Source organism: Cyclobacterium sediminis, from assembly GCF_054781075.1.
Genome location: NZ_BAAGVC010000003.1, coordinates 158,128 through 182,645, shown reverse-complemented (window position 1 = coordinate 182,645; position 24,518 = coordinate 158,128). Strand labels below are relative to the sequence as shown.

Below are 24,518 nucleotides of genomic sequence, written 5' to 3'. Positions count from 1 at the left end.
CCTAAACTTTCTTAAGAAGTGTTGTAACCACTTTAAAATCATGCCGATTTAAAATGATTTCAGCACCTAATTGATTGTCTATTGCCTGCTTAGGAGTTAAATTTTAGAAATCTCTTGGCTTACTTCTTTATAAATTTTTGTTGTCCCTCAAAATCCGAATTTTCTAATCTGATCAAGTAAGTCCCATTTCTTAAATGACTTAGATCCAATTCCATAGCGGGATAAAGTGCCTGAAGGTAGAAGGTTTCGATTTTCAATCCATCCAACCTAAAAATAGATACCTTTGTCGGTGTGGTGAATACTTCGGCCAACCTCAATACACATTTCCCTTGGGTTGGGTTAGGGGACAAGGTGAATTTATGTGGGATGTCTATGGATACACTATTGGTCGCTACTTGTTCTTCTCCCAATATTGCTTGTGCATTATAGCTACCGGCATCAAGTTCGCTTAAATCACCCTTCCAGAGTAGCGGAGACTCTTGCACCCAATGAATAGCTGTATTTGATATCGTACCTGATCCATTGGTCAATTGAATATCCTCTGCACTAAGCAAGGGTGTTGAGGTGTTTAGCTTTAGTTCAATGGCCTGATCTTCTTCTCTTATCACCCTTAGTTGTCCTTCCATAGGTACTGAGGTATATTGAATAGAGTCCCCTAAGTGAATTAAAAGAGGTTTGGAGGACAGAGGAAGCGTCAGTTGACCATTTGCATAAGAAAGATCGACCTCCTCTCCATTCGGGGATATTCCTGACAAATACCATGCATTTTGGGCCGGATATGCGGCTGGAATTTGGAAATTAACCGTCAAGCTATCATCCCCTGAAACCGGACGCCAGGCAACGATATGTGATAAGTTACCCTCTTCATTGCGTAGTTGGTAAATATATGCATGCTCATCTTCTCTGATTACATCTTCAAAAAAGAGATTTCCCATTCTATTTTGCATGGCTTCAGCAGCGGTAAAAGCTCGCTTTTCCTTAAAATCATAGTGCAAAGATTCTGTTAAACCAGATCGCTGATAATTTATGGGGTCTATTCCGGCAAGGGTATCTACGTTGGCAAAAAAGTACCAATGGGCTTTGTCTACCCCCATTCGGCTAAGCCAGAAAAGGCCTCTCAAAGCATATACAGCCTGTGAAATAGGACTAACGGCCTCGGAATTTATCGCAGCTTCATTTTCGCTGGAAGCATCCCAACCCCATTCTGTAACATGTACTTCTTTGCCTGGCATATTGGTGTCTCTAAAGCGCAGGCCGGAAAATAAAGCCCTCATTTCAGAGGCAGGATGTTCGGGGTGAACGGCAATCCTAGCTCCTTCATCGTTTCTGTAATAGCTGTACAGATGTAAATTAATTCCATCAAGGTAGGGTGCGGCTGCTTCATGTAATTTGGTACCCATATAATTTTTATGTCCTGTACTGGTTACCGGGTGAGATGCTTGTAAAGCCGCCGGTAATACCTTTAACAAGGGGTCAGCAGTTTTGAGTCCCTGGGCAGTTCCTTCCAGAATTTTTCTGTAAGTTGAGTCACTATAACTCCAGGGCTCATTGCCTACTTCAACCGTGCGAATTAAATTTTCATGACTTGGGCCAAAGACACTGCCAAAGGCATGGCCAAGTCCATACCCTGATGAGAAGGGTTGGTCCCAAATAGATTCAAGGAACCTATCAAAAGTGAATGTAGCATCTACTTCGAAACCTTTGTCAATCCAGTCTTGATACTCTCTGGTCCACTGTGTCCAAGGGCGCAATACATCCGGGTTTTCTCCTCCATAGGAAGGGGTGATGTCTGGATCTGCAGTATCCCAATGAATGTTGTGGTAATTTCTTGCTTGGCTTGCTGCTCTAATAAATTTTTGAGCCCCTTCATCTGGTCCTTGTAGATTGGGGACTTTCTTGGTGCCCCAAGCCCATACCGTGTTGACCCCAAAGAGCTTCCCAAAACTAGAGTTCTGAGGCTTAGGAGCAGGAGGCGGGCCATAATTGCCAAATTGATCGTATACGGTTAACTCTTGAACTGAGGCTTTTTTATAATTTATGTCTACCAATTGCTGTTCTAACCTTATATATCTGGTTCGGCTATTTACTGGAAGCTCTATATTATGAATATCTAAGGAATTGGGGTCTAATTCTGCAAGTAAAGTCAAGCTATCCAAGTCCGGGCCAACCCATAATTTAGAAGTAATGGCAGTGTTGTTTCCGTTCCATTGTTTGGCAGCAATCCACGATACAGGTTTGATTTCACCAAGATCCAATGTGATGTATTCAGATAATGGGGCTGAATAGGCAGCCAATTCTTGAATGCTAAATGCTGCACTTGAAGTCAAACTTACCTTTGTTACTTCCTCCATTTCAATAGGGAAGCGGATATGGCCGGCATCGCTGGTGCTATAGGTTGTCCGAAGAGTATCGCCCTGTTGATTGATCACTTGGATGTTTACAGGTTCTGTATGGTTGTTTACCAATCGCAAGCCTAGCCTATGTATTGAAACCGGGGCTAAATCTAAAGTAAAGCCGGCTTCACCACCAATAGGTGTTATGGAAGGGGTGCTATTCCCAAGGCTTCCATCTGTAGCATTTTCCATAGCTGCACCATTGGAGGCTACACCTACTTTATTCAAGAAAATGTTTTGCCGCTCATTGCTAACATAGCCATCTGGCAGGGGGTTGGTAGATAGCCATGCGGTTGCATTGTTGTCATCTATTACCGCTTCCGGAGCATTCTGAGAAATATTGGCAGAAGAGCTGGCAGTTACAGTTGCATTTTTTGACAAGGCATCATACAATCCTGCATCCGGGTCCCAAGTGATTTCAGGTTCCGGCTCAGGGTCAATTGGAATTTCACTGACAAGACTGTCCCCATAGGCTTCAAATTCAAAAACTGTAACTTTCTTATAATCTTGAGGGACAACCTGGTGTTCAATTCGGAGATACCTGGCTTCTATGGCTTCGGGGAATATAGTGCTGATATAGGCCGCTTCATTTGGCTGCAATTGTGCAACTTGCACCAAGCTATCCAAATGGTTTCCCGCCAATAGTTGTGTTGAAAGCGAATTATTATTTCCCGACCAATGTTTCGTTTTTACTTCACTGACCAGATAACTGTCTCCTAAATCCAAAGTGATGTATTCTTTGGGGCTGCTTTCCAAAACCGCGATGTTACCAATGGAAAATGCGGAAATGCTATTAAATTTTATTTTTACAATATTTTGAAGGTTGACTTCAAACCTAATGTTATGGTATTGCTGTTCCGGCAAGTATTCTTTTACGGCAATAACTCCCGTGCTGTCTAAAAATGAGATGTTTACCTTTTCTTGCAAGTTATTAAGTTTTAATCCTAATAAATAGATGCTTGTCGGCGTAGAGAAATCTATAAAGGCCTCTGCCGAGTTGGTATTGTTTGGTTGGAAGGAATTGATTGTTTCCGGGTCTATATTACTACTTTGAATACGGCCAGATTGAAGAAGCAGGTTTTGGTAGTCATTCTTATAAAAATTCGTAGGGAAGGGATGTGTTGACAACCAAGAAGTGTTAAGCATTCCATCTACTGCTTTTTCTTCACCGGATGGAGAGGCACTTGAACTCGAGCTGATGGATCCTTCAATCTTTTGTTTTTCTTCTTGCGCGTAAAGCGTAAAATTTGAAAAAAAGAAAATAAAAATAAGGATAGAACTTTTGGTAAAGTGAAATGACATAATTTAATAGTTTATTTCCATTAAACTGGGCTTTTAAAAATTACTCTTATTGGGTAATCTGGTGATTTAATAGTGTAATTAAGCAATAAAAAACACCAAGATATTTAATAGATAAAAATGTGATATTCTTCCAATTTAAAATGATACGGCAATTTATAAATATAACAATATAAAGAGCAAAAAAAATTCCTTATTTTAAAAAAAAAAGGTTTCCAACCTTGGTTGGAAACCAAAAGTGGAGGATAACGGATTCGAACCGATGACCTCTACACTGCCAGTGTAGCGCTCTAGCCAACTGAGCTAATCCCCCGAAATGGAGTGCAAATATAGATAGGTATTTTAAATCATCAAATTATTCTGTGGAATATTTTATACGCGTCAGAATACTTCTGCCTAGCGTAATTTCATCTGTATACTCTAATTCGCTCCCTACTGGGATGCCTCTGGCGATAGAAGATACTTTTATGTTTTTATCTTTTAATTTCCTGGTGATAAAAAAGGAAGTAGTGTCACCCTCCATGGTAGCAGGAAGAGCCAATATTATTTCATTGACAGGGATTTCACTTGTTGGAGAATCAATGCGTTTAATGAGAGATTCAATTTTTAGTTCTTCAGGTCCGATTCCTTGAATAGGGGAAATCACACCTCCCAAAACATGGTAGAGCCCTGTGTATTGGTTGGTGTTTTCTATGGCCAATACATCAGGGAGGTCTTCCACTACGCAGATTACACTTTTATCCCTTTTATTTCCATTGCAAATGCTGCATATGGTACTATCGGAAATATTGTGACAAATTTCGCAATACTGAATATTTTTGCGAAGGTTTATTAATGAGTCTGTAAGCGAGATGGTTACAGGTTCTTTTTGTTTGAGCAAGTGTAAGGTAAGTCGTAAGGCTGTTTTTTTTCCAATGCCGGGAAGTCGACTTATCTCTGTTACAGCATCTTCAATTAATTTGGAAGGAAAGTTCAATTAGCGTTTGATTTAAACAATTGTTGCCTGAATGCCTGCTTCAAGAATGGATTCACACATTGGTTTAAGTTTACTCACACTTCCTTTTTTAACAGAGCATTTTCCTTTATAATGTATGATCATCGTACATTGTTCCGCCTGCTCCTGTGAATGCTTACAAACTTTAATTAAAACCTTGGAGACATGATCAAAAGTGTTGATATCATCGTTGAAAACCACCAAATCATGTTCTTCCTTGTCTACAAGTTCTTCTACTAGTAATTCTTCTTCGGATTCAAATAAATGTTCTAAAGGTTTCATTTTGCAAAGTTAATAATTAATCCCAATTTTATTGCCCTTTAGCGGAAAGCATTATGGATTCAAATCTTGTATTGATTGTAATAACATTTTATTTTTTACTGTTGTTCCTTATTTCTTGGCTTACTTCAAGGGATTTAACGTCCGACACTTTTTTTACGGGTGATAGAAAATCACCTTGGTTTTTGGTGGCTTTCGGGATGATCGGTGCCTCGCTATCAGGTGTCACTTTTATTTCAGTTCCCGGAGAAGTAGGCAATAGTAATTTCTATTATTTTCAATTGGTGTTAGGTTATACTGTAGGTTATGCAGTAATCGCTAAAGTGCTCCTTCCTCTATATTACAAGTTTAATTTAGTCTCAATATACGCATACCTTGAAGGTAGGTTTGGATTTTGGTCCTATAAAACCGGAGCCTTCTTTTTCATTCTTTCTCGCACTTTAGGTTCATCCATTAGGGTATTTTTGGTGGCAGGGGTTTTGCAAATAATTTTATTTGATCATTGGGGGATTCCTTTCTGGGTTTCTGTTTTAATTACGGTCACTCTTATTTGGTTGTATACTTTTAGAGGGGGGATTAAAACTGTGGTATGGACAGATACTCTGCAAACGTTCTTTATGCTTTTGGCAGTATTGGTTAGTATTGTTTTGGTATCAAAAGAACTTAGCATCGCTGACGTAGGTGATTTGATGATCAAGGTAGCTGAACAGCCCCATTCGAAAATTTTTAACTGGGATTGGAAAAGCGGGACTAATTTTTTCAAGCAGTTTTTTTCGGGGATGTTTATTGTCATTGTGATGACCGGATTGGATCAGGATATGATGCAAAAAAACCTTACATGTAGAAACTTAAAGGATGCCCAGAAAAATATGTTTTGGTTTACCAATATTTTGGTCTTGGTAAACCTGATCTTTTTGGCCTTAGGAGTACTGTTATACATGTATGCCGAAGCCAATCAAATCGCTATCCCTGAACGAACAGATGACTTGTACCCATTATTGGCTACTTCTCATTTTTCAACTTTTGCCGGAATTGTTTTTGTATTGGGGATTACCGCTGCAGCTTACAGCAGTGCAGACTCTACCCTTACCGCACTTACTACCTCTTTTTGCTATGATTTTCTTCAAATAGATAAAAATCCCGACAAAAATAAGGCTTTGTCTATCCGGAAAGCAGTACATCTTGGGTTTACCTTTTTAATGTTTTTTGTAATCTTGTTATTTCGTTGGCTAAACGATCAAAGTGTTATCAATGCTGTTTTCTTGATTGCAGGCTATACTTATGGACCATTGTTAGGGCTGTATTCATTTGGCCTTTTTACCAAATACAAAGTAAAAGATGCATGGGTGCCATATTTAGCAGTAATGGCCCCAATGATTTCTTTTTTCCTTTCCTCTCAGTCAGAAAGATGGTTTTGGGGGTATACCTTTGGCTTTGAATTGTTGATATTGAATGGGCTTTTAATGTTTATTGGCTTATGGTTGGTTAGGATTAAGTCAACCCACAAACGAATGAAATTGGATTGATCTCGGAAATCCCCAGTATTTCTTTATTATAGGTTATTTGGGGGCTGAGCTGGGTGCGTGAGATGTTCTTGAATTGAGGTACTTGAAAATAAAAAAAAATAAACCAAAATCTAATAAACCTCATCCTTACTTAAAAGCAATGAAAAGATGGTCCAAATAATGATTTTCACATCCAATATTGGCGACCAATTGTTAACATAAAAGATGTCTAACTTACATCTTGAATAGATGTCGTAAAAATCTTTTGTTTCACCTCTAAATCCTTTTGCCTGTGCCAATCCTGTAATGCCCGGTTTGACGGTATGGCGAAACATAAAATTGTCAATTTCTGCTGAAAATTTATAATTCATGGGCATGGCATGGGGACGCGGACCTACAATAGACATCTCACCTCTGATTACATTGAAAAATTGTGGTAGTTCATCTAAACTGGTTTTTCTTAAAAACTTTCCTATCCAAGTAATTCTAGGGTCATCTTTAGTCGCCTGCTTGGTGTCTGCCTGATCATTGATATACATAGTCCTGAATTTATAACAATAAAAAGGAACATTGTCTTTCCCATGTCTCAATTGTTGGAAAAAAACAGGCCCTGATGAGTTTAGTTTAATTAATAAACCAATTAAAGGAAATAGCCACGAAAAAATTACAACCGTCAATAATAAACTCAACGTAACATCAAAAGTTCTTTTTAGTAGTTGTTGAGATTCATTAAAAATTGCAACAGGGATTTTTTTTAAATATTGTCCCCTTGATGTGGTTGGTCTAGATGTGTGCTTCCTCCTAGAGGTAGCAGGTTTTCTTTCAGTGATTGTTGTGGACATAAAATATTTAAATTTCGCTATTCAAAAGCTGATGTTTCAATTAACCATTATCGTGCCATAATAGTTGCTTAAAACATTTGGTATTTTGATAATTGTATTTCAAATCTAAAATAAAGGTTTTTAATCACCTAGTAAATGGGAGGTTTTGTTGAATTTTATTAGTGAAATTAATGTATTGTTAATTTTTTGGTAATAAAAAGTCTAATTTTTTATGAAAAGTGTATTCAAGTAGAGAGTAGTTTTATAGACTAAATATTGTTTTGTGTACGATACAGTAAATACCTTTAGTCCAATTATAGTTCCAAGGCTTTGGCAGGATCCCAAAAAAAGTTTTCAAAATTAATAATGGTGTTGTTCTCAACTGTTACTCCCTCTTTTTCCAAAAGGGCTTGCATCAAGTTTGGAGAAGAAAAATGGTTTTTTCCTGTAAGGAGGCCATTTCTGTTCACCACCCTATGGGCCGGAAGATCTTTCATGCCGTGAGAAGCATTCATTGCTCATCCAACCATCCGTGCGCTGCCTTTGCTACCAAGGTAAGAAGCGATGGCGCCATAAGTGGTAACTTTACCCAATGGTATAAGTTTTACAACCTGGTATACTTGTGCGAAAAAGTTGTCATTTGATTTCATCACCGGAGATCTTTATGATGGATTGATTGATAATGCGCCGAATTTTTCTTTCAGATTCTTTGGACCGGTTATTAAGTTGAACTTGTAGTTTCATTTTTACAATATCCTTAAGAATACTCATCGTTTTGAGAGAAAGACTTTCACTAACTACTTCCTTGTTATAGGGTTCTATGATTGACCTTAGTTTTCTTTCCATTTCGTCCACATTCAACGATGAATGGTTGGTGGTTTCGAAATCGAAGGTTAATTTCCTAATGTTTTGCCTACTGTAATTCACTACATTGGCTGTGAGCATTAGGCTATTGGGTATCATTACCAAATCATGATCTTCATTTAGCAGCACAACATTCAATAAGGTAATGTCTTTGATCCGCCCTTGATGTTCACCTACACTTATGTAATCACCTAGAGTGATTTGATCAGAAAACATGATTATCAATCCATTGAGCATATTGATAATATAATCTCTGGATAATAAGGCTATGGCTGCAGCTACTATAGTGATGCTTGATAGAAATTCTTTGGGATCGATTTCAAAAAATATCATCGTAGCAATCAATAAGATGATCACATTTAGCAGGCGAGCAATTCTATTGATTCCCAAAACAAAATTATTATGAAGGGAGCTTGTTTTGGTTTTTCTCAAATAGAACCTTACCAAGAATATTCTACCAAGAGAAACAAGGATGTTTCCGGCGAGCAGAAAAGTCAGGGCATCTGCTATATTGTAAATCCGGGAGTACAATAAGTTTTTGCTAGGTTCTATTGTTTCTTGTAATACCAGAAAAGCAAAGTAAGCAAGCACCTTCAAAACAAATATAATCCGCTTTCTACGCTCATTTACCTCTATACTGCTTTTTTCAGTTTCCATTATTATTTTAAAAATAAAGCTTACTTTTATGTTTTATCCACTATTCGGACAAAAATACCGCATAAAAACCAAACAAAATAATCACATGAATAGAAATATAATCATCACGGGAAGTGCCGGCAATTTGGGGAGTGCTGTAGTGAATAAATTTAAAAGAGAGGGCTTTAAAGTTATTGCTATTACTATTCCGGGAAGTGATCAGGAAGTAGAAGAGGCTGATGATGTCTACCAGGTAGATGTGACCGATGAACAGTCTGTTAAAGATTTTAGTAGGGAGTACCAAATGCAGTACGGGAGCCTGGAATGCATGGCTTTATTGGTAGGAGGATTTGCTATGGGGAGCATTGAGCAAACTTCCAGCAAAGACATGGAAGATATGTTTCAACTGAATTTTTTCAGCGCATTCAATATGGTGAAACATTTTTTACCGTTAATGAAAAAGTCCAACAATGGAACCTTCTTATTTGTAGGGGCGAAACCAGCGTTAAATCATGCCGAAGGAAAAGATGTTTTGGCATATGCTTTGAGTAAAAGTATGGTGATGAATTTGGCAGATTTTATAGCCAATGAAACTGCCGATTCAAAAATCAGATCTCATGTTTTTGTCCCAAGTATAATTGATACACCTCAAAATAGAGCATCAATGCCCGATTCGGATTTTACAAACTGGGTGAAACCTTATGAAATTGCAGAAGCCATGCATTATGCAGCCACCAATGCCGCTTTAAGGAACATGACCTTTAAGTTATACGGTGGCGTCATTTGATTATCTAAAAAAAATTGAATTATGAAAACGACTATTTTATCCTTACTGATGGTATTGGCCTTTATCGGAGTTCAGGCACAAACCAACACAGAAACAAGAACGCTCAGTGCTTTTGATCAATTGGATGTAAGCGATGCCATAGAGGTTGAGCTCCAAAAAGGGGAAAAGCAAGAAATTACTATCACAGCTTCGGGAATAGGTCTTGATCAAATCATTTCTGAAGTAGATAAAAGACGATTACAACTAGAAGTGGATGGAAGTAAACCCAAGTCAAGTGCTGTCAAAGTTGTAGTTACTTATCTTCAAATAAGCGAAATAGAAGTGTCTTCAGGAGCAAAGGTTTTTGTAAAAGAACCAATCGAAAATAAAGACATAAACCTTACAGTTGCCAGCAATGGCTACCTTGAAATTGAAGTGAAAGCAGAAAATTTGATGTTGGAAGCAGAAACCAACGCCAAGATGTTTGTCAAAGGAGCTGCTGTTAACCTTGACTATAACGCATTTACAAATGCAGAAATTGATGGAGAAGAGTTGGTAGTTGATCATGCAGAGATTAGAACAAATACAAATGCAAGTGGTGTATTTGAGGTGAAAGAATCTCTCAAAGGAACAGCAGCTACCAGGGGTAGAATAAATTATAAAGGAGAGCCGAATATCATTGATGTCAAAGAAAGTATTGGTGGTTCCATCGAGAAACTTTAATATTTGGATTTGATATTGAAAAATAGCTCCTCCTTTTTATTGCTATTTTTCAATGCCAATCTCGGAAAACCTATCCATTACCGATTTTGAAAAGGTTGTTTTGCTTTGTTATTGGTAATTCGGTTTAAAGAAACATTCAAGTCTTTGCTTTTCTGGTGCTTTACACTAGCCTAGATGAATTTATCGAGTGTTTTTGATAATATATGACTAATTCCAGACCTAATTAATTCCTTGATAAATGTCTTGAAGGAACTTGTTAGGGTGGTATTCAGTTTTTTAATCTTTATTTAATAAGGGATTTCTAATCTAAAAAACTTGTGATATATAAAATTTGTCATTAGAATTGTCCCTTCAAACGATCAATCATGGTTTTCGCAGTAAACAAAATTCAAGAAATTTCATTCGCCGAATCTTTTCGGTCAATCAACTGCAGTCTATTTTTTAGTGGCAATACCACCACAACTACAGGCATTACGGGGTAATCCCGTACTTTCCTACATATTGCCCCCGACAAAGGAGGCCTTTCACAGGCTTCTGTTAACCGTTTTAACTGATAAAGAATAGCAATGAAAATATTAAAATTTGGAGGTTCATCCATCGCAAATTTGGAAAGAATTAAGAATGTTCTTTCTATCGTAAAGCAAGCATCCACAGATGATCAGATAGCAGTCGTCTTTTCAGCTTTTGGTGGAGTTACTGAAGACCTATTAAAATGTGCAGATCTTGCCAAAGAAAATGACATGGCCTACCAAGCCCTTTTACTCTCCTTGGAAAAGCGCCATCTTCAGCTTGTCAAAGAATTAATACCTGTTAGGAAACAGTCTGTTGTACTAACTTTTGTTAAGGTCAGGTTCAATGAGTTAGAAGATTTGTTTAATGGTATTTTCTTAATAAAAGAGTTTTCTCCCAGAACGTCCGATTACGTCGTTAGTTTTGGTGAGCGGATTTCCACCTATGTGATGTCCGAAGCCTTGCGTGAAAATGAAATAGACACGCATTATTTAGATGCTCGAGAGGTTATCAGAACCAATGATCGGTTTGGAAATGCAAAGGTTAACTTTCCTACTACCAATCAATTGATTTATGACTATTATAGCAAAAATCCGGGAGTTCTTGTTGTTACGGGCTTTGTAGCTTCTACAGATAAGGGAGAAACTACTACTATTGGTAGAAGCGGATCTGATTATACCGCAGCCATTTTTGCCGCTGCACTGAAAGCGGAAAGCTTGGAAATTTGGACTGATGTTACTGGAGTAATGACTGCAGACCCAAGGTTGGTTTATTCCGCCATCACCATTCCTCAATTGAGTTATAATGAGGCAATGGAACTTTCTCACTTCGGTGCCAAAGTTGTTTTTCCGGCAACCATGCAACCGGCGATGAGAAGGAAGATTCCTATTCATATTAAAAACACTTTCCAGCCGGAGAAGGAAGGTACCCTTATTTGTGAAAAATCTGAAAACACCAAATTGATAAAAGGGATCTCCTCCTTAAATCATATCAGCCTTCTAAACGTCCAAGGATCAGGCTTGGTAGATGTAATTGGTGTAAGTAGTAGGGTATTTGGCACATTGGCAAAAGCGGATATCAATGTGGTTTTAATTAGCCAGGCATCTTCAGAACATAGTATCTGTATTGCAATAAAAAGTGAAAACTCTGACCTTGCCCGAGAAGTATTGGAAAATGAGTTTCATTATGAAATTCTTGCCGGGGAAATGGATAAGGTTCAAATAATGCCGAACATGTCTGTAATTGCTGTGGTAGGTGAAAACATGAAACACCACCCCGGAGCAAGCGGGAGGCTTTTTCAAGCCCTTGGAAGAAACAATATCAATGTTTCGGCAGTGGCGCAAGGAAGTTCAGAGTTAAATATCTCGGCGGTAATCAAACAGTCTGATCTTCAAAAAGGATTGAATGCATTGCATGAGGCCTTTTTTCTTTCAGACAATAAAGTATTGCATGTTTTCCTTATTGGAGTTGGCCTTATTGGGAAGACATTGATTTCAATGATCCAAAATCAATTGAATAAATTACAAGAAGATTATATGCTGGATATCAAGATTCATGGACTTGCCAATTCTCGCTTCATGGCTTTTGACGAAGATGGTTTTGATCTAAGTACTATCCCTGTTCCATCCAGTGAAGACCTGCCAATGGACCTTACCGTATTTCTAAATACAATGAACAGTATGAACTTCTCCAATTCTGTATTGGTAGACTGTACTGCAAGCCAAGATGTGGCAGATACTTATGAGCGAGTACTGGCTTCTAAGGTGGCGATTGTAACTCCAAATAAAAAAGCCAATTCAAGTTCATTAGAGAATTATAAGTCTTTAAAGAAACTTTCAGGCCAAAGAAATATTAAGTTTCTTTATGAAACCAATGTGGCAGCCGGATTGCCCGTTATTAGCACTTTACAAGACCTTATATTAAGTGGAGACAAGGTGATTAAAATAGAAGGAGTGCTAAGTGGATCAATGAATTATATTTTCAGTGAGTTAAGTAAAGGTACTCCATTTAGTGAAGTGGTGACACAAGCAAAGGAAAAAGGGTTTACGGAACCAGATCCTAGAGATGACCTTAGTGGGATGGATGTTGCAAGAAAAATTCTAATCCTTGGTAGAGAAGCGGAACAGGATTTACATTTTTCTGATGTGAGTATTCAGAGTATGGTTCCTGAGGACTGTCAAGAAATAGAATCAGTAGAAGAATTTTTGGACAAGCTAAAAGCGCATGATCCCCACTTCTCGAGTTTGGTAGCTGAAGCCAGGGAAAAAGAAGAAACCCTTAGGTTTATGGCTGTATTAGAGAACGGAAAGGCTGAAGTTGGATTAAAATCTGTGGACAAAAAGCATCCTTTTTATTCTTTGGAGGGGAGTGATAATATGATTTTGTTTACAACAGAAAGGTATCACGAGTTTCCGATGATCATAAGAGGCCCTGGTGCAGGAGCAGATGTGACCGCAGCAGGCGTTTTTGCAGATATTATTAGGTTAGGTAATTATTCAAGATAATATGGACAAGCAAAAAGTTACTGCATTTGCACCTGCTACTGTAGCCAATGTTTCTTGCGGATTTGATATATTAGGTTTTGCAATAGAAGATTTAGGAGACAAAGTAAGTGTTTCGCTTTCTGATCAACCGGGAATCCGAGTGATTAAAATTGAAGGTGACAATGGGAAATTACCTTATGAATCAGAAAAAAACACCTGTAGTGTTGCTGTCAAAGCAATGGTTGACAACCTTGGTTTTGAAGGTGGTTTAGAAATAGAATTGTATAAAGGTTTGCCTTTAGGCAGCGGGATGGGGTCTAGTGCGGCAAGTGCTGTTGCTGCCTTAGTTGCCACCAATACGTTACTAGGAAATCCCTATGAAAAAAAGGACCTATTGCCATTCGGTATTGAGTCTGAAAGGATCGCCTGTGGCGCAGGGCATGCAGACAATATTTCCCCTTCTCTATTGGGTGGGTTTGTATTGATTCGTGAATACAAACCTTTGGATGTAATTCCATTAAATGTACCTAGAGGGCTTTATTGTACTTTGATTCACCCTCATTTGGAATTGAACACCTCTGATTCAAGAAGTGTTTTAAGAAGAAACGTGACTTTGCAAGATGCTACTACTCAATCGGGTAATATCGCCGGTCTAGTGGCAGGCTTGTTTCAAGAAGACATGGCCTTAATCAGCCGCTCGCTGAATGATGTAATTGCAGAACCTTCCAGGTCTATTTTAATCCCAGGATATGACGAAGTTAAGGAGGGTATTGTTCCGGCAGGTGCTTTGGGCTGTGGTATTTCAGGTTCTGGGCCTACAATATTTGTTTTGTCTCCAACCGAGGAAATTGCCTGGGAAGTAAGCAGGCTTTCCCAACAAGTATTTGATAAATTGCAATTGCCCATAGACCTATATGTTTCCGCTATCAATACCAGAGGAGCTTATATTGTAGAAGAAGAAATTTAATTCCTGACAAACCTGTCACTTTCTAATGAAATATTATAGTACCAATAATCCGAATCACAAGGTAGATTTAAAAGAAGCTGTTATAAAGGGGCTGGCGCCTGATCAGGGATTGTATATGCCTGAAAAAATTCCAGTTTTAGGTTTGGATTTTTTTTCCAACATACACAAGCTTTCTTTTAAGGAGATTGGTTATAAGGTCATTTCAGCATTGTTCTCGGAAGATTTGTCCCAAGAGCAAATCAAAACCTTGGTGGACCATACTTTGGATTTTGATGCACCCGTAGTGCCGGTAGAGCAGGATGTGTTTACCCTAGAACTCTTCCATGGACCCACTCTGGCTTTTAAGGATTTTGGCGCAAGGTTTTGTTCTAAATTGATGAGCATGCTTCAGGATAAGGGAGCAATCAAGGTGCTGGTAGCCACTTCCGGTGATACAGGTAGTGCTGTGGCCAATGGTTTCTTAGGTGTGGAAGGCGTGGAAGTTGTAATCCTGTACCCGTCCGGTAAGGTAAGTGAGCTCCAAGAAAAGCAATTTACTACCCTAGGTAAAAATATTCACGCCATTGAAATAAAAGGTGTTTTTGACGATTGCCAAAAAATGGTAAAAGAGGCTTTCTTGGATCCTGAATTAAACAGCCAATTGTTATTAACTTCTGCAAACTCCATCAATATAGCAAGGTGGATTCCTCAATGCCTGTATTACTTTTATGCGTATTCTAAATTGCCTAAGGGGAGCAAGAAGCTTGTTTTTTCCGTGCCTAGTGGCAATTTTGGTAATTTAGCAGCAGGTATATTGGCGGAAAGAATGGGGTTACCGATTGATATGTTTATTGCAGCAACCAATGTGAATAAAGTGGTGCCTGATTATTTGAGTGGACAGGAATTTACTCCCAAACCTTCTATCCAAACCATTAGTAATAGTATGGATGTAGGGAACCCAAGTAATTTTTACAGGCTGTTGGCTTTGTTTGGAGGAGATGAAGAAAAATTAAAGGAAAAGGTGCAAGGTTGTTTCTACAGTGATGAAAGCACAAACGAAGCCATGGTAAAGGTGAAAACTGAAACAGGTTATACCATGGATCCGCATGGAGCTGTTGCTTACCTTGGACTAAAAGCCTTCATGGACAAGCAGCCGGGTAACTATCAAGGAGTATTTTTGGAAACCGCACATCCGGGAAAATTTAGAAGTACGGTGGAAGATGCTCTCGGAGAAGTATTGGTTTTGCCTGAAAGGTTAGCTGCATTTATGCAAGGGGAGAAAAAGGTTACCGTTATGGAAAACGATTACGAGCAGTTTAAAAAGTATTTACTCGGCTAAAAATTACCTAATCAAAATATTTTTGGAATTCGCCTTTCTTTCTTTGATAAGGATATAAAGGAATATGATGATCACTCGATACCCTGGTTTTTTTAGGAAGTGCCGGTTTTTGTCTTAACCTGCGAATCAATCCTTTTATACCCAATAGGGGGTTACTTGAGAAAAATAGCATTGAGCCCTTATTGTCTAAAGTTGATAATAGTTTGTCATAGCTGCTCATATCATAGAAATAAGCCAAATGGTTGATGTTTTTCATGAATTGAAGGTTGCTTTTTAACCCGGATTATGTAATAGAATTCGTGATGAGTGTTGCAATCGCAAGAAAATCAGGCTGTTTGGAGATTTTAGCATAGCACCGCTATGGTGAAATTGAAAACAGCAACGAAGTGGCTGGTTTTGAAGCGATTTCAGCACGTAATAGATTGTCTATTACATATTTTGGGTTTAACATTTGATCTTGCCTGTGGAAAGGAGCTTTGGCCGCTAAAATCTGTTGTTTAAAGGTTTGTTCATCAGGTAACACACCAACAGTTACTTTATCCAGTACCACTGCCGCCGGATTAAGAAAAACAGTGATGGGGCTTTCATTTTTATCATTTATCAAATAATTTGTCTTGGTATAACCTATATGAGTGATGCTAAGCAAAGTTTTTTCTTTTACCCTAATAGAAAATTTCCCCTCTTGGTCACTTACTGCCTGAGCCTTTGACCAATATATATGGGCATTATCAATAGGTTGCATGGTATGGACATCAAGCAACCTTCCTTTGAGAAGGAAGGGTTCTATTGGATCCGTTTTAGCTAGCATCGGAAACCAAGTAAATAGTAATGAAGTCAAATAAAAGAATGGGATATTCCTCATGGTTTTAAAGAAATGGGGTCTTCGAAAGTATGAGGTAAAATTTGCAATTTAGGTGTATTAACATCTGTTAACCTTTATTATAACAAAATATAAGATTGGTATTAGTAGGTGGTATAGGTGATATAATTTTTTAAAACCGAAAAACTTTCCGGATATCAATTCTATATGGAAATCCCGTACGGAACTCATCAACAGGTGGACTCTTAATTCTACTTACACCTTTAGTTTTAGTTTTCTAGCTTGTTTTATTTTCAAGGAATGTCAATGAGGCCATTAAAATTTGTAATTTTAGGTATTATACTTGTAAATGGATAATTATTAGTCAAACCAGAAAAATCAATTATGGTAAAGTTAGTTTTTACATTCGCATTGGCTCTTTTAGGAACGCTTGTTCAAGCGCAAACCTGGGAAACACTAAAGCCTAAAGATACCTGTACTGAACGGCATGAATGTTCCGGCGCAGCTGTAAATGGGAAATTTTATTTAATTGGAGGAAGGGGAGATAAGCCTGTGGAGGTTTATGACCCGGCCAATAATAACTGGACAAAGCTTAAAAACACGCCACTCGAAATGCATCATTTTCAGGCGGTAAGTTATAAAGGAAAAATATATGTCATTGGTGCTTTTACAGGTGGTTATCCACATGAAAAACCTGTAGAAAATGTCTATATATATGATCCGAAGCAGGATTCTTGGACCAAAAGTCACGAGATTCCAGCGGATAGAAGAAGGGGAGCTGCAGGCCTAGTGGTCTACAAGGATAAATTTTACCTCTTAGGTGGTGCGCAAGATGGACATTGGGCAGACAATAGAGACTATGTGGATGAATATGATCCGAAAACCGGAGTTTGGAAAACACTACCTTCCATGCCAAGGCTTAGGGATCATTTTCAAGCTGTAGTAGTTGACAACAAGCTTTATGCAGTAGGAGGAAGGCGTTCTTTTGCGAAAGAAGGACATGGGTTTGAACTTACTTATCCGGAATTGGATGTGTATGATTTTTCTACTGAAAAATGGACAACGCTAGAAAATTATCCCCTACCAACTGAAAGAGCAGGAAGTACTACCATCCCTTATAAAGAAGGTTTTTTGGTGATTGGAGGAGAGTCTGATGCCCAAGTAAAAGCACATGCTGAAGTTGAATATTTTCATCCAAAAAAAGGATGGAAATTATTGAATCAATTAAATAGAGGGAGGCATGGATTTCCTGCAGTAACTATAAGTGAAAACGTATATTTGGCTGCCGGGTGTGGAAATAGAGGAGGAAACCCTGAGTTGAATAGCATTGAAAAATTAGCTATAGATTAAGATTTTTTTTGAAAAATTATTTGGCTTATAGTACTACATTTAATTAAAACTTATGGTAAAAGGTACACATCAAGCAGTGGAGGATGCCAGAAATGATACTGTCAAGATTTTAATCAATGGAAAGTTTCATGATCGAAGTGAGGCTAAGATTTCAGTTTTTGACAGCGGCTATTTGGTAGGGGATGGCGTATGGGAGGCTTTCAGGGTGCATCAGGGAAAGCTTATATTTATTGATCAACACTTAAATAGGCTTTGGCAATCTGCCAAAGTGATAGGGATTGACATCCCATTCTCCAAAGAGGAGTTGATAACCAATGTTCATCGAACTCTTGAGATAAATGGGATGAGGGACCATGTCCATGTCCGTGTCATGATGACCCGAGGAATTAAAAAGACGCCTTCTCAAGATCCAAGACTTACTATTTCCGGACCTAATCTTGTAATTATAGCAGAGTTTAAAGCAGCAGCGGAGGAAAGTAAAAACCTAGGAATAAGCCTTTTTACCAGCACTATTAGAAGAGGTTCCCCGGATTACCTAGATCCCAGATTAAATTGTCATAGCAAACTCCATGAAGTACAAGCTTTGATCCAGGCAATAGAGGCAGGGGCAGATGAGGCTTTGATGTTGGATGTCAATGGCTTTGTTTCAACTTGTAATGCGACCAACTTTTTTATGGTGAAAGGGGAAGAAGTTTGGACATCTACAGGGGAGTACTGTATGAATGGTATCACCAGAGGTAATGTGATTAAGGTTTGTGCTCAGCATGGGATTAAATGCCTACAAAAAAACTTCTCCCTATTTGATGTGTATGGTGCGGATGAGGCTTTTGTTACAGGGACCTTTGGAGGGCTTACTCCTGTGGTTAAAATCGATGGGAAACCCATCGGTAATGGAAGTTGTGGCCCTGTTACCTCCAATTTGCGCCAATTTTATGAAGGATTGATTGTTGAAGAGTTAAAATAATTATGTCGGATACGAATGACAAGAAAGTGTTTCTATGGTCGGGACCTAGAAATATTTCCACAGCCTTGATGTATAGTTTTGCGCAGCGGCAAGATACAAACGTTGTTGATGAACCTTTGTATGCACATTATCTTAGTTGCTCTCCGGCGAAACCACTTCATCCCGGGGCCGATGATATCCTTTCGAGCATGGAAATCAAGGGGGAGAAAGTAATTGATGAAATGAAGAGACCGGGTAAAAAGCCTGTGACCTTCTATAAGCACATGAGTCACCACCTCATAGGGCTTGACTGGGGATTTATGGAATCTGGAGTAAATGTCATTCTAACACGAGATCCCAAAGAGATGTTATTGTCCTTCTCAGCGGTGATTGAGGAACCTAAAATGAGTGATATAGGATATGCCATACAATTAAAATTGCTGGAATATTTTAAATCTATGCGCCTTCCATTTGTGGTTTTAGATGCCAAGAAGGTATTAAAGGATCCGGAAGCTCAATTGCGTAAACTGTGTAATTTTATTGATATTCCATTTGATCAGGAAATGCTTCGTTGGTCAAAGGGGCCTATCCCCGAAGACGGTGTCTGGGCCAAATATTGGTATAAAAATGTACATCTTTCTACAGGTTTTCAGCCTTACCGCCAAAGGAATATTGCTTTCCCGGATCGGTTGCTTCCCATTTTAAATGAATGCTTACCTATTTATGATAGGCTGTTGCAAGAGGCCCTTTAGTTATTGCTTGGACTTTGTTTGCACTTTTTTACAAATGCTTTTTCCATTATTTGGTTTTAAATATGTACGATTTATTAAGTCGGTGTTAGTTTGATCTGAATTGTCGGCAATTCCGAATAGCTTAGAACAAATAGGTACATCCTAACTCTGTATAATTTGAAGATATTTTTTAAAAATTCTCGAAATAGTAGGGGAGAGACCAGTTATTACAAGATAATTTAAGAAACCTTAGGGTGCTTACTTGCATTGTCGTTTATTAAAACATAATTTTGATACTTATTCCTTCCGCCTGGGATTTTAGAGATGAAAGGTAATCCTCCGGGCTAGCAAATCAATAGTTTATACATAATAGGTATCACCTACTAAATTGAAATAAGTATACAAATGGAAAACGACCAGCCTGTAGAAGTAAATATTACGCCCAAAGGGTTACTTTATCTGCCAGAGACTGCCAAAGGGTTAAAGTGTGTTTCAGAAACAAAGATTGAAACCATGTTCTATACTCCTGGACAAAACCCTGAAGAAAACCTTAATTATAAGTTTTTGTTACCGGCTTTGGATCAAATAAAAGGACAGGATTATGACTATGTCATAGGTTTTGATTCGGATTTATCCAGAACCATTATTGGCTACCCCAATGCGGAGGGAAGGTTTTTGGTTTTCAATGCCCACCAGCAAGGTGCAATTTTCACCCATACCTTTCTTGCCGGAAACTCTTTTCCTTCCATGGATGAAGAAAAAACAAAATTGGTTATTAAGGGAATTGTTCTTTCACAGCAAATTGATAAAATTGTAACCAAAAATAATGGGGCATATAAAGAATCACATGCCGGATATGAAGACCTTAAAGAAAAGATTTTAGAAATAGAAGATCCTATTGAGTCCTATTTGGCTTTCGATGAAAGAAATCACGTGATTCTGGATCTTGATAAAAATAAAAACATTGAACTTCAAATTTCAATGATTGAAGAATTGGTGAAAGAATTGAAAGGCAAGGAAAAGAGCCTTTTTGATTTTCATGTTGACCTTCAAATCAGGTATAAACTGTATGGAGAAAAAACCTTCAATATTACTTCAGAAGGTGAAAACAAGAAAATATTTGATAGATTCAGGACAAAGCCTCCTTCAGACGCCATGCATGAGGAGTTGGTTAGTATTTCCGATTATAAAAAACAGCTGTTCTTTAATAAGCTTACAGGTAGAAAAAGTGAGCCGGAACTAAGGCAGATGGATATTGTCCAGCTGGATTATAGCAGTGGTTTGAAGATCAGTGTGGAACTAACCGAAGGCGGAAGCAAACTCTTTTTACATCTAAGTGACTATACCGATTGTTATAACAAAGACTCCTTTGCCAACGCCAGAAAAGGCATCAATGATAGACTGTTGAAGATTGTGGTTTCTTTAGGGAAGATGGTTATCGATGTGAATTGATAATTCTCAGTTTGATGATCCAGGAGGTTTACAAATAGGATAATATATAAAAAGGAAAATGGGCATTATTTGTTCTTGTTTTCCTTTTTTACTTTTATCAAGGAAAGCTTTGGATAAATGGACCTTTCAATGATTTAAGTTTGCATTGAGGATGTCCTAGGGTAAAGGAGTATTGAAACAGTGGAAGGCTGACACTGGTACTGTATGGAGGTAAATTTTCAGAAAAACGCCTAAATTTTTATGTTAGCTAATTCAATGTAAATCTAACGGATTGTCACAGGGAGATTTACAAGAAATCCATTAAATTATATATTAACTAGAAATTTATAAGCTATGCTTACTATAAAAAGACGTGATTTCAACTGGATGAATCCTCCAAAGCAATGGTCTGAGGAAAAAGGTATATTGTCTTTGATGACTGATGCAGAAACAGATTTTTGGAGAAAAACCCATTATGGATTTATCAAAAACTCCGGTCATTTTTTACATACGGATCAAACCGGAGACTTTGAGTTGCTGGTTCAATTTACCGGGAATTATACGGCTCTTTATGATCAAGCCGGTCTAATGATCTTATTGGATGATGAAAATTGGATCAAAGCCGGTATCGAATATGTAGATGGCATCCAAAATGCCAGTGCAGTCGTTACAAGAGATGGTTCAGATTGGTCTGTAGTAGCACTAAATGATAGCCCATCCGCTTTTTATATCAAAGCAATAAGGGGAAACGATTATGTGGAGATCAGTTACAGTTTAGATGGTAAGGATTTTCAGTTGCTAAGACAGGCTTATTTCCCACCTGCACCTTCATTGCGAATAGGTTTTATGGCTGCATCTCCGAAAGGCAAAGGCTTTGAGCTTGTAGTGAATGATTTTAAAATATCAGAAACTAAATAGGAATAATTTATTTTCCAACATCACTGCTTAGGCGATTTGGATTTGTCTTGATTTGTTCCAGTATATATTGGGCAATATTCTCTCCTTGTTTCATGCCTACTTCTATGGCATCTCTGAAATGAATGCCTCCATACAATCTTGAAATTGCAGCTTCATTGGATGCAATTAAAAAGGAGTCAAATGCACGTTCTGGTAAGCCGAAATAAACCTCTGAGGTATCAATAAACTTGAAATTATCACCAAAATAGGAGGTGAGTAGAACAGCGGAGGTTTTAGAGATTACACTATGTCCACTGGTGTATTCCGGAAAAGGAGGCGTTTGCAAGATGGGGCGCCATTCCTCATCGATAAGCCTGTTGATGGCTGTAAGAGGCCGTATCCGGTCACTCCTATACTTCTCATCCCAGCAACTAATGAAAGCATCGTGAAGGCCCAAGGCCACAAGAGTGTGTATATAGAGGCTTTCTTTAAAGTCTAGTGCTGCTTTTTGGCTGGCAATACCTGTGATCCCCATCCAGTGGCCGCCCGGAGAAATTTTCTTTAGTCCAATGGCCATGTGTCCACTGTAAGACACATTAAAGGGGTTGCAATCCCAAAAGTTTGCGATTAATTGCTGCTCCTCTGTTAAGTTGGAAGTGACTTCATAGATTTCTGTTAATTGTTTGAAGAATGAGCTATTCTCGTTTTCTGAGTAAGCTGCAGGAGGGGCTGGGCTGAAGGCGTCTGCACTGTTGATAAAAAATGGTCTGATTGTTCTCCATTCCGGATCTATGGCTGCCAAATAAGCAGGAGGTGTAGGATACCATTTACCCTTACCCTTGGTAGGGCTATATCTTTTTAAGGTGCTTAATTGCAAGTATCCATCTTTTCTGGCGTATTCCAATACTATTGAAGCAATACTCTCAGCATAGTTTATGCCTTGTCTGATTTCTCTTTTCTTTAGGAGTCTGTTTTTTGAATAGTGATGAACCAAATCCTCTTGGGCTGCACTAAGCTTTTTTCCTGAGGGCATAATCTTTTTACCCACCTCCAGCATTGCATAGGTACCGGCAAATGCCAGGCTGATATTATTTTTTTCAAGCGCCATTTCGGGCTCTAAATCAGGCAGCGGCGCATTGAAATGCTTAACCATTGGTAAGTCATTTAAATTCCCATTATTGTTATAGGCCAAATAGGCGGCCAATAAAGAGTAACTGTAAAACCTGGCCGCTCCCGGAGGGCTAGTGACATCAGTAACCATTATATCTGTTATGGAGAACAGGTGTTCGATCATCTTGTCTCGAACAAATGTTTCCTTCTCAGCAGAGGCTTTTTGTGCAAATAAATTGCTGGTAAGGCTTAGAAAAAGTAAAGAAAGAATTATAGGGTTTTGCTTTTTTGACATATTGGGTAAAATTGTGTTTTAAATATATTTAAAAAATGGTTAAAGGCAAATATCCAATTTGATCTTTGTATCTAAATTAAGAACAGAAATATTTTATAGGAAGGATTTGGGAAGTTTAGGAATGGTGCCTTTTACAGGTCTAATGTATCAGACTGATAATTATTTGTTTAGTTTGATTAAGATGTGAAAGAGGATTATTCAGATTAAGACAAAAGGTGTATCTGTTAATTAATATAAAAAAATCCCTCCGATAGGGAGGGATATGAATGCTTATTAAACGTAAACAGAAAATATTATTTTAGCTACATTCAGGTTATAAAAATCCTTAAGCAATTGGGTTGCTAGCATTTACATTATTCTGCATATTTACCAGGTATTTATTTTCTTCTACCAAAGAGATAGCGCCAAGTATGGCTGAATCATTTGAACCAGAAACGTAAACTTTTAAATTTTCCGAGATAGGTAGGTAGGGGAAAGCATCAATTATTTCTTGCATTCCTTTTTCAAAATAAGGGAAGGCTTTTCTTATTGAACCACCAAGCACTATGGCTTCAGGTGCAAAAGTTAACAACAGCCTGTAAATAAGTGCCCCAATATGTTTTCCAAAATCATAAAATATCCTGATGGCTTCTTGATCACCTTCACTGGCTTTTTTTGCTAATTTTTTAGCACTAATATGGTGTTTTTCTTTGAAAAACTTACTGCCACAATAGTCTTCAAAGGTTCCATCCAAATAAGGTATCGCTCCCCATTCGCCTGCTCCACAAAGTTTGCCCGTATACAAATGACCATTGGCTATTATCCCTGTACCGATACCTGTGCCTAAGGTGATGCCGATAACATGTTTGTGGATATTGGAAGCGCCAAATTTATACTCTCCCAAGGCAAAACAATTGGCGTCATTGTTAATGGCCACAGGAACTCCAAACTTCTCTTCCAAATATTTTTTTAGGTTAACATTATGGAAAGAAGGAATATTTGCCAAGTTATAAATAATACCATTAGTTGGGTCGACCAAACCTGGAATCCCTATCCCTATGGCCTTAAAATTAAAATGTCTATAGGCTTCGACTTGTTGGGAAATGGTTTCTAGGATTTCGTCTTTTGGGGACTTCGCAGGAGTTTTTATTTCCCTGCTATCTGTCAAGCTTCCATTTCTAAATAATCCTGAACTAATTTTAGTACCCCCGATGTCCAAACCTAGTACCATATTGTTTACTTTCATTTTACTCCCAAAATTTCAGGATATACCTGATTACCATTAATATTAACCTTCTAATTGATCTCCAATGGCGCAAAGACATTGTGTCAATCTTTTCGATATTGAGTATCAAATTCGTCCATGAAAATTTTTCACAGACGAATTTGATTAAATTAACGAAG

Annotated in this window: 20 protein-coding genes, 1 tRNA gene and 1 pseudogene; 11 read left to right on the top strand and 11 right to left on the bottom strand. The window is 38.1% G+C overall.

Annotation, left to right across the window (positions count from 1 at the left end):
- Positions 1–119: 119 nt before the first annotated feature.
- From ACYVHJ_RS03150 to ACYVHJ_RS03135, 4 genes are all read right to left on the bottom strand, one after another.
- Positions 120–3,695: a T9SS type A sorting domain-containing protein gene (locus ACYVHJ_RS03150; RefSeq protein WP_460512479.1), complete on the bottom strand. Its 3,576-nt coding sequence runs from the start codon at positions 3,693–3,695 to the stop codon at positions 120–122.
- A 236-nt stretch (positions 3,696–3,931) separates the two neighbouring features.
- Positions 3,932–4,005: transfer RNA gene (locus ACYVHJ_RS03145), tRNA-Ala, on the bottom strand.
- Positions 4,006–4,047: 42 nt separating this feature from the next.
- The gene (gene recR / locus ACYVHJ_RS03140; protein ID WP_460512477.1) at positions 4,048–4,668 is read right to left on the bottom strand and encodes a recombination mediator RecR; all 621 of its coding nucleotides are present in this window, start codon (positions 4,666–4,668) and stop codon (positions 4,048–4,050) included.
- Between the two features lie 12 nt (positions 4,669–4,680).
- On the bottom strand, positions 4,681–4,968 hold the full coding sequence (locus tag ACYVHJ_RS03135) for an ATP-dependent Clp protease adaptor ClpS (protein ID WP_339903680.1): 288 nt from the start codon (positions 4,966–4,968) through the stop codon (positions 4,681–4,683).
- A gap of 53 nt (positions 4,969–5,021) precedes the next feature.
- Here ACYVHJ_RS03135 and ACYVHJ_RS03130 point away from each other — a divergent pair, with 53 nt between their 5' ends.
- On the top strand, positions 5,022–6,491 hold the full coding sequence (locus ACYVHJ_RS03130) for a sodium:solute symporter (RefSeq protein ID WP_460512474.1): 1,470 nt from the start codon (positions 5,022–5,024) through the stop codon (positions 6,489–6,491).
- 110 nt (positions 6,492–6,601) lie between these two features.
- On the opposite strand, the gene ACYVHJ_RS03125 is transcribed toward ACYVHJ_RS03130, so the two are convergent.
- From ACYVHJ_RS03125 to ACYVHJ_RS03115, 3 genes and pseudogenes are all read right to left on the bottom strand, one after another.
- Entirely contained in the window at positions 6,602–7,312 is a 711-nt protein-coding gene (locus ACYVHJ_RS03125; RefSeq protein WP_460512472.1) for a sugar transferase, read from the bottom strand.
- 293 nt (positions 7,313–7,605) lie between these two features.
- A pseudogene (locus tag ACYVHJ_RS03120) lies at positions 7,606–7,941 on the bottom strand (MGMT family protein).
- Positions 7,928–8,812, bottom strand: coding sequence for a mechanosensitive ion channel family protein (locus ACYVHJ_RS03115; protein WP_460512469.1), 885 nt, complete (start codon positions 8,810–8,812; stop codon positions 7,928–7,930). Before ACYVHJ_RS03115 ends, ACYVHJ_RS03120 begins: the two are co-directional and overlap by 14 nt.
- Positions 8,813–8,897: 85 nt before the next feature.
- Between ACYVHJ_RS03115 and ACYVHJ_RS03110 the strand changes: the two genes are divergently transcribed.
- The 5 genes from ACYVHJ_RS03110 (at position 8,898) to thrC (ending at position 15,558) form a co-directional block, all read left to right on the top strand.
- Positions 8,898–9,578, top strand: coding sequence for a Rossmann-fold NAD(P)-binding domain-containing protein (locus ACYVHJ_RS03110; RefSeq protein WP_460512467.1), 681 nt, complete (start codon positions 8,898–8,900; stop codon positions 9,576–9,578).
- 21 nt (positions 9,579–9,599) lie between these two features.
- Positions 9,600–10,280: a head GIN domain-containing protein gene (locus ACYVHJ_RS03105; protein ID WP_460512464.1), complete on the top strand. Its 681-nt coding sequence runs from the start codon at positions 9,600–9,602 to the stop codon at positions 10,278–10,280.
- Between the two features lie 566 nt (positions 10,281–10,846).
- The gene (gene thrA, locus ACYVHJ_RS03100; protein ID WP_339903162.1) at positions 10,847–13,294 is read left to right on the top strand and encodes a bifunctional aspartate kinase/homoserine dehydrogenase I; all 2,448 of its coding nucleotides are present in this window, start codon (positions 10,847–10,849) and stop codon (positions 13,292–13,294) included.
- Between the two features lies 1 nt (position 13,295).
- Entirely contained in the window at positions 13,296–14,240 is a 945-nt protein-coding gene (locus tag ACYVHJ_RS03095) for a homoserine kinase (RefSeq protein ID WP_339903163.1), read from the top strand.
- Between the two features lie 25 nt (positions 14,241–14,265).
- On the top strand, positions 14,266–15,558 hold the full coding sequence (thrC, locus tag ACYVHJ_RS03090; RefSeq protein WP_460512460.1) for a PALP domain-containing protein: 1,293 nt from the start codon (positions 14,266–14,268) through the stop codon (positions 15,556–15,558).
- Positions 15,559–15,565: 7 nt separating this feature from the next.
- On the opposite strand, the gene ACYVHJ_RS03085 is transcribed toward thrC, so the two are convergent.
- On the bottom strand, positions 15,566–15,814 hold the full coding sequence (locus ACYVHJ_RS03085) for a hypothetical protein (RefSeq protein WP_460512457.1): 249 nt from the start codon (positions 15,812–15,814) through the stop codon (positions 15,566–15,568).
- A 102-nt stretch (positions 15,815–15,916) separates the two neighbouring features.
- Positions 15,917–16,366: a carboxypeptidase-like regulatory domain-containing protein gene (locus ACYVHJ_RS03080; protein ID WP_460512454.1), complete on the bottom strand. Its 450-nt coding sequence runs from the start codon at positions 16,364–16,366 to the stop codon at positions 15,917–15,919.
- Positions 16,367–16,762: 396 nt separating this feature from the next.
- Here ACYVHJ_RS03080 and ACYVHJ_RS03075 point away from each other — a divergent pair, with 396 nt between their 5' ends.
- The 5 genes from ACYVHJ_RS03075 to ACYVHJ_RS03055 all read left to right on the top strand — a co-directional run bounded on the left by ACYVHJ_RS03075 (position 16,763) and on the right by ACYVHJ_RS03055 (position 21,751).
- Complete coding sequence (locus ACYVHJ_RS03075) at positions 16,763–17,728, top strand: Kelch repeat-containing protein (RefSeq protein ID WP_460512451.1); 966 nt, start codon at positions 16,763–16,765, stop codon at positions 17,726–17,728.
- 52 nt (positions 17,729–17,780) lie between these two features.
- The gene (locus ACYVHJ_RS03070) at positions 17,781–18,692 is read left to right on the top strand and encodes an aminotransferase class IV (RefSeq protein ID WP_460512448.1); all 912 of its coding nucleotides are present in this window, start codon (positions 17,781–17,783) and stop codon (positions 18,690–18,692) included.
- A gap of 2 nt (positions 18,693–18,694) precedes the next feature.
- On the top strand, positions 18,695–19,423 hold the full coding sequence (locus ACYVHJ_RS03065) for a sulfotransferase-like domain-containing protein (RefSeq protein WP_460512444.1): 729 nt from the start codon (positions 18,695–18,697) through the stop codon (positions 19,421–19,423).
- Positions 19,424–19,807: 384 nt separating this feature from the next.
- Entirely contained in the window at positions 19,808–20,854 is a 1,047-nt protein-coding gene (locus ACYVHJ_RS03060; protein ID WP_339902027.1) for a hypothetical protein, read from the top strand.
- Positions 20,855–21,187: 333 nt separating this feature from the next.
- A complete protein-coding gene (locus ACYVHJ_RS03055; RefSeq protein ID WP_339902026.1) occupies positions 21,188–21,751 on the top strand; it encodes a DUF1349 domain-containing protein in 564 nt (187 codons plus the stop codon).
- 7 nt (positions 21,752–21,758) lie between these two features.
- On the opposite strand, the gene ACYVHJ_RS03050 is transcribed toward ACYVHJ_RS03055, so the two are convergent.
- Entirely contained in the window at positions 21,759–23,135 is a 1,377-nt protein-coding gene (locus ACYVHJ_RS03050; protein WP_460512441.1) for a vanadium-dependent haloperoxidase, read from the bottom strand.
- A 325-nt stretch (positions 23,136–23,460) separates the two neighbouring features.
- Positions 23,461–24,360 (bottom strand): ROK family protein, encoded by a 900-nt coding sequence (locus tag ACYVHJ_RS03045; RefSeq protein WP_339902023.1) that lies wholly within the window; start codon positions 24,358–24,360, stop codon positions 23,461–23,463.
- Between the last annotated feature and the right edge of the window lie 158 nt (positions 24,361–24,518).

Coding starts and splice junctions, on each gene's coding strand:
- ACYVHJ_RS03060 (WP_339902027.1), top strand. CDS start 19,808: ATGGAAAACGACCAGCCTGTAGAAGTAAATATTACGCCCAAAGGGTTA.
- ACYVHJ_RS03070 (WP_460512448.1), top strand. CDS start 17,781: ATGGTAAAAGGTACACATCAAGCAGTGGAGGATGCCAGAAATGATACT.
- ACYVHJ_RS03125 (WP_460512472.1), bottom strand. CDS start 7,312: ATGTCCACAACAATCACTGAAAGAAAACCTGCTACCTCTAGGAGGAAG.
- ACYVHJ_RS03075 (WP_460512451.1), top strand. CDS start 16,763: ATGGTAAAGTTAGTTTTTACATTCGCATTGGCTCTTTTAGGAACGCTT.
- ACYVHJ_RS03080 (WP_460512454.1), bottom strand. CDS start 16,366: ATGCTAGCTAAAACGGATCCAATAGAACCCTTCCTTCTCAAAGGAAGG.
- ACYVHJ_RS03135 (WP_339903680.1), bottom strand. CDS start 4,968: ATGAAACCTTTAGAACATTTATTTGAATCCGAAGAAGAATTACTAGTA.
- ACYVHJ_RS03050 (WP_460512441.1), bottom strand. CDS start 23,135: ATGTCAAAAAAGCAAAACCCTATAATTCTTTCTTTACTTTTTCTAAGC.
- ACYVHJ_RS03055 (WP_339902026.1), top strand. CDS start 21,188: ATGCTTACTATAAAAAGACGTGATTTCAACTGGATGAATCCTCCAAAG.
- ACYVHJ_RS03045 (WP_339902023.1), bottom strand. CDS start 24,360: ATGAAAGTAAACAATATGGTACTAGGTTTGGACATCGGGGGTACTAAA.
- thrA (WP_339903162.1), top strand. CDS start 10,847: ATGAAAATATTAAAATTTGGAGGTTCATCCATCGCAAATTTGGAAAGA.
- ACYVHJ_RS03150 (WP_460512479.1), bottom strand. CDS start 3,695: ATGTCATTTCACTTTACCAAAAGTTCTATCCTTATTTTTATTTTCTTT.
- ACYVHJ_RS03085 (WP_460512457.1), bottom strand. CDS start 15,814: ATGAAAAACATCAACCATTTGGCTTATTTCTATGATATGAGCAGCTAT.
- ACYVHJ_RS03105 (WP_460512464.1), top strand. CDS start 9,600: ATGAAAACGACTATTTTATCCTTACTGATGGTATTGGCCTTTATCGGA.
- ACYVHJ_RS03095 (WP_339903163.1), top strand. CDS start 13,296: ATGGACAAGCAAAAAGTTACTGCATTTGCACCTGCTACTGTAGCCAAT.
- ACYVHJ_RS03130 (WP_460512474.1), top strand. CDS start 5,022: ATGGATTCAAATCTTGTATTGATTGTAATAACATTTTATTTTTTACTG.
- ACYVHJ_RS03065 (WP_460512444.1), top strand. CDS start 18,695: ATGTCGGATACGAATGACAAGAAAGTGTTTCTATGGTCGGGACCTAGA.
- ACYVHJ_RS03115 (WP_460512469.1), bottom strand. CDS start 8,812: ATGGAAACTGAAAAAAGCAGTATAGAGGTAAATGAGCGTAGAAAGCGG.
- thrC (WP_460512460.1), top strand. CDS start 14,266: ATGAAATATTATAGTACCAATAATCCGAATCACAAGGTAGATTTAAAA.
- ACYVHJ_RS03110 (WP_460512467.1), top strand. CDS start 8,898: ATGAATAGAAATATAATCATCACGGGAAGTGCCGGCAATTTGGGGAGT.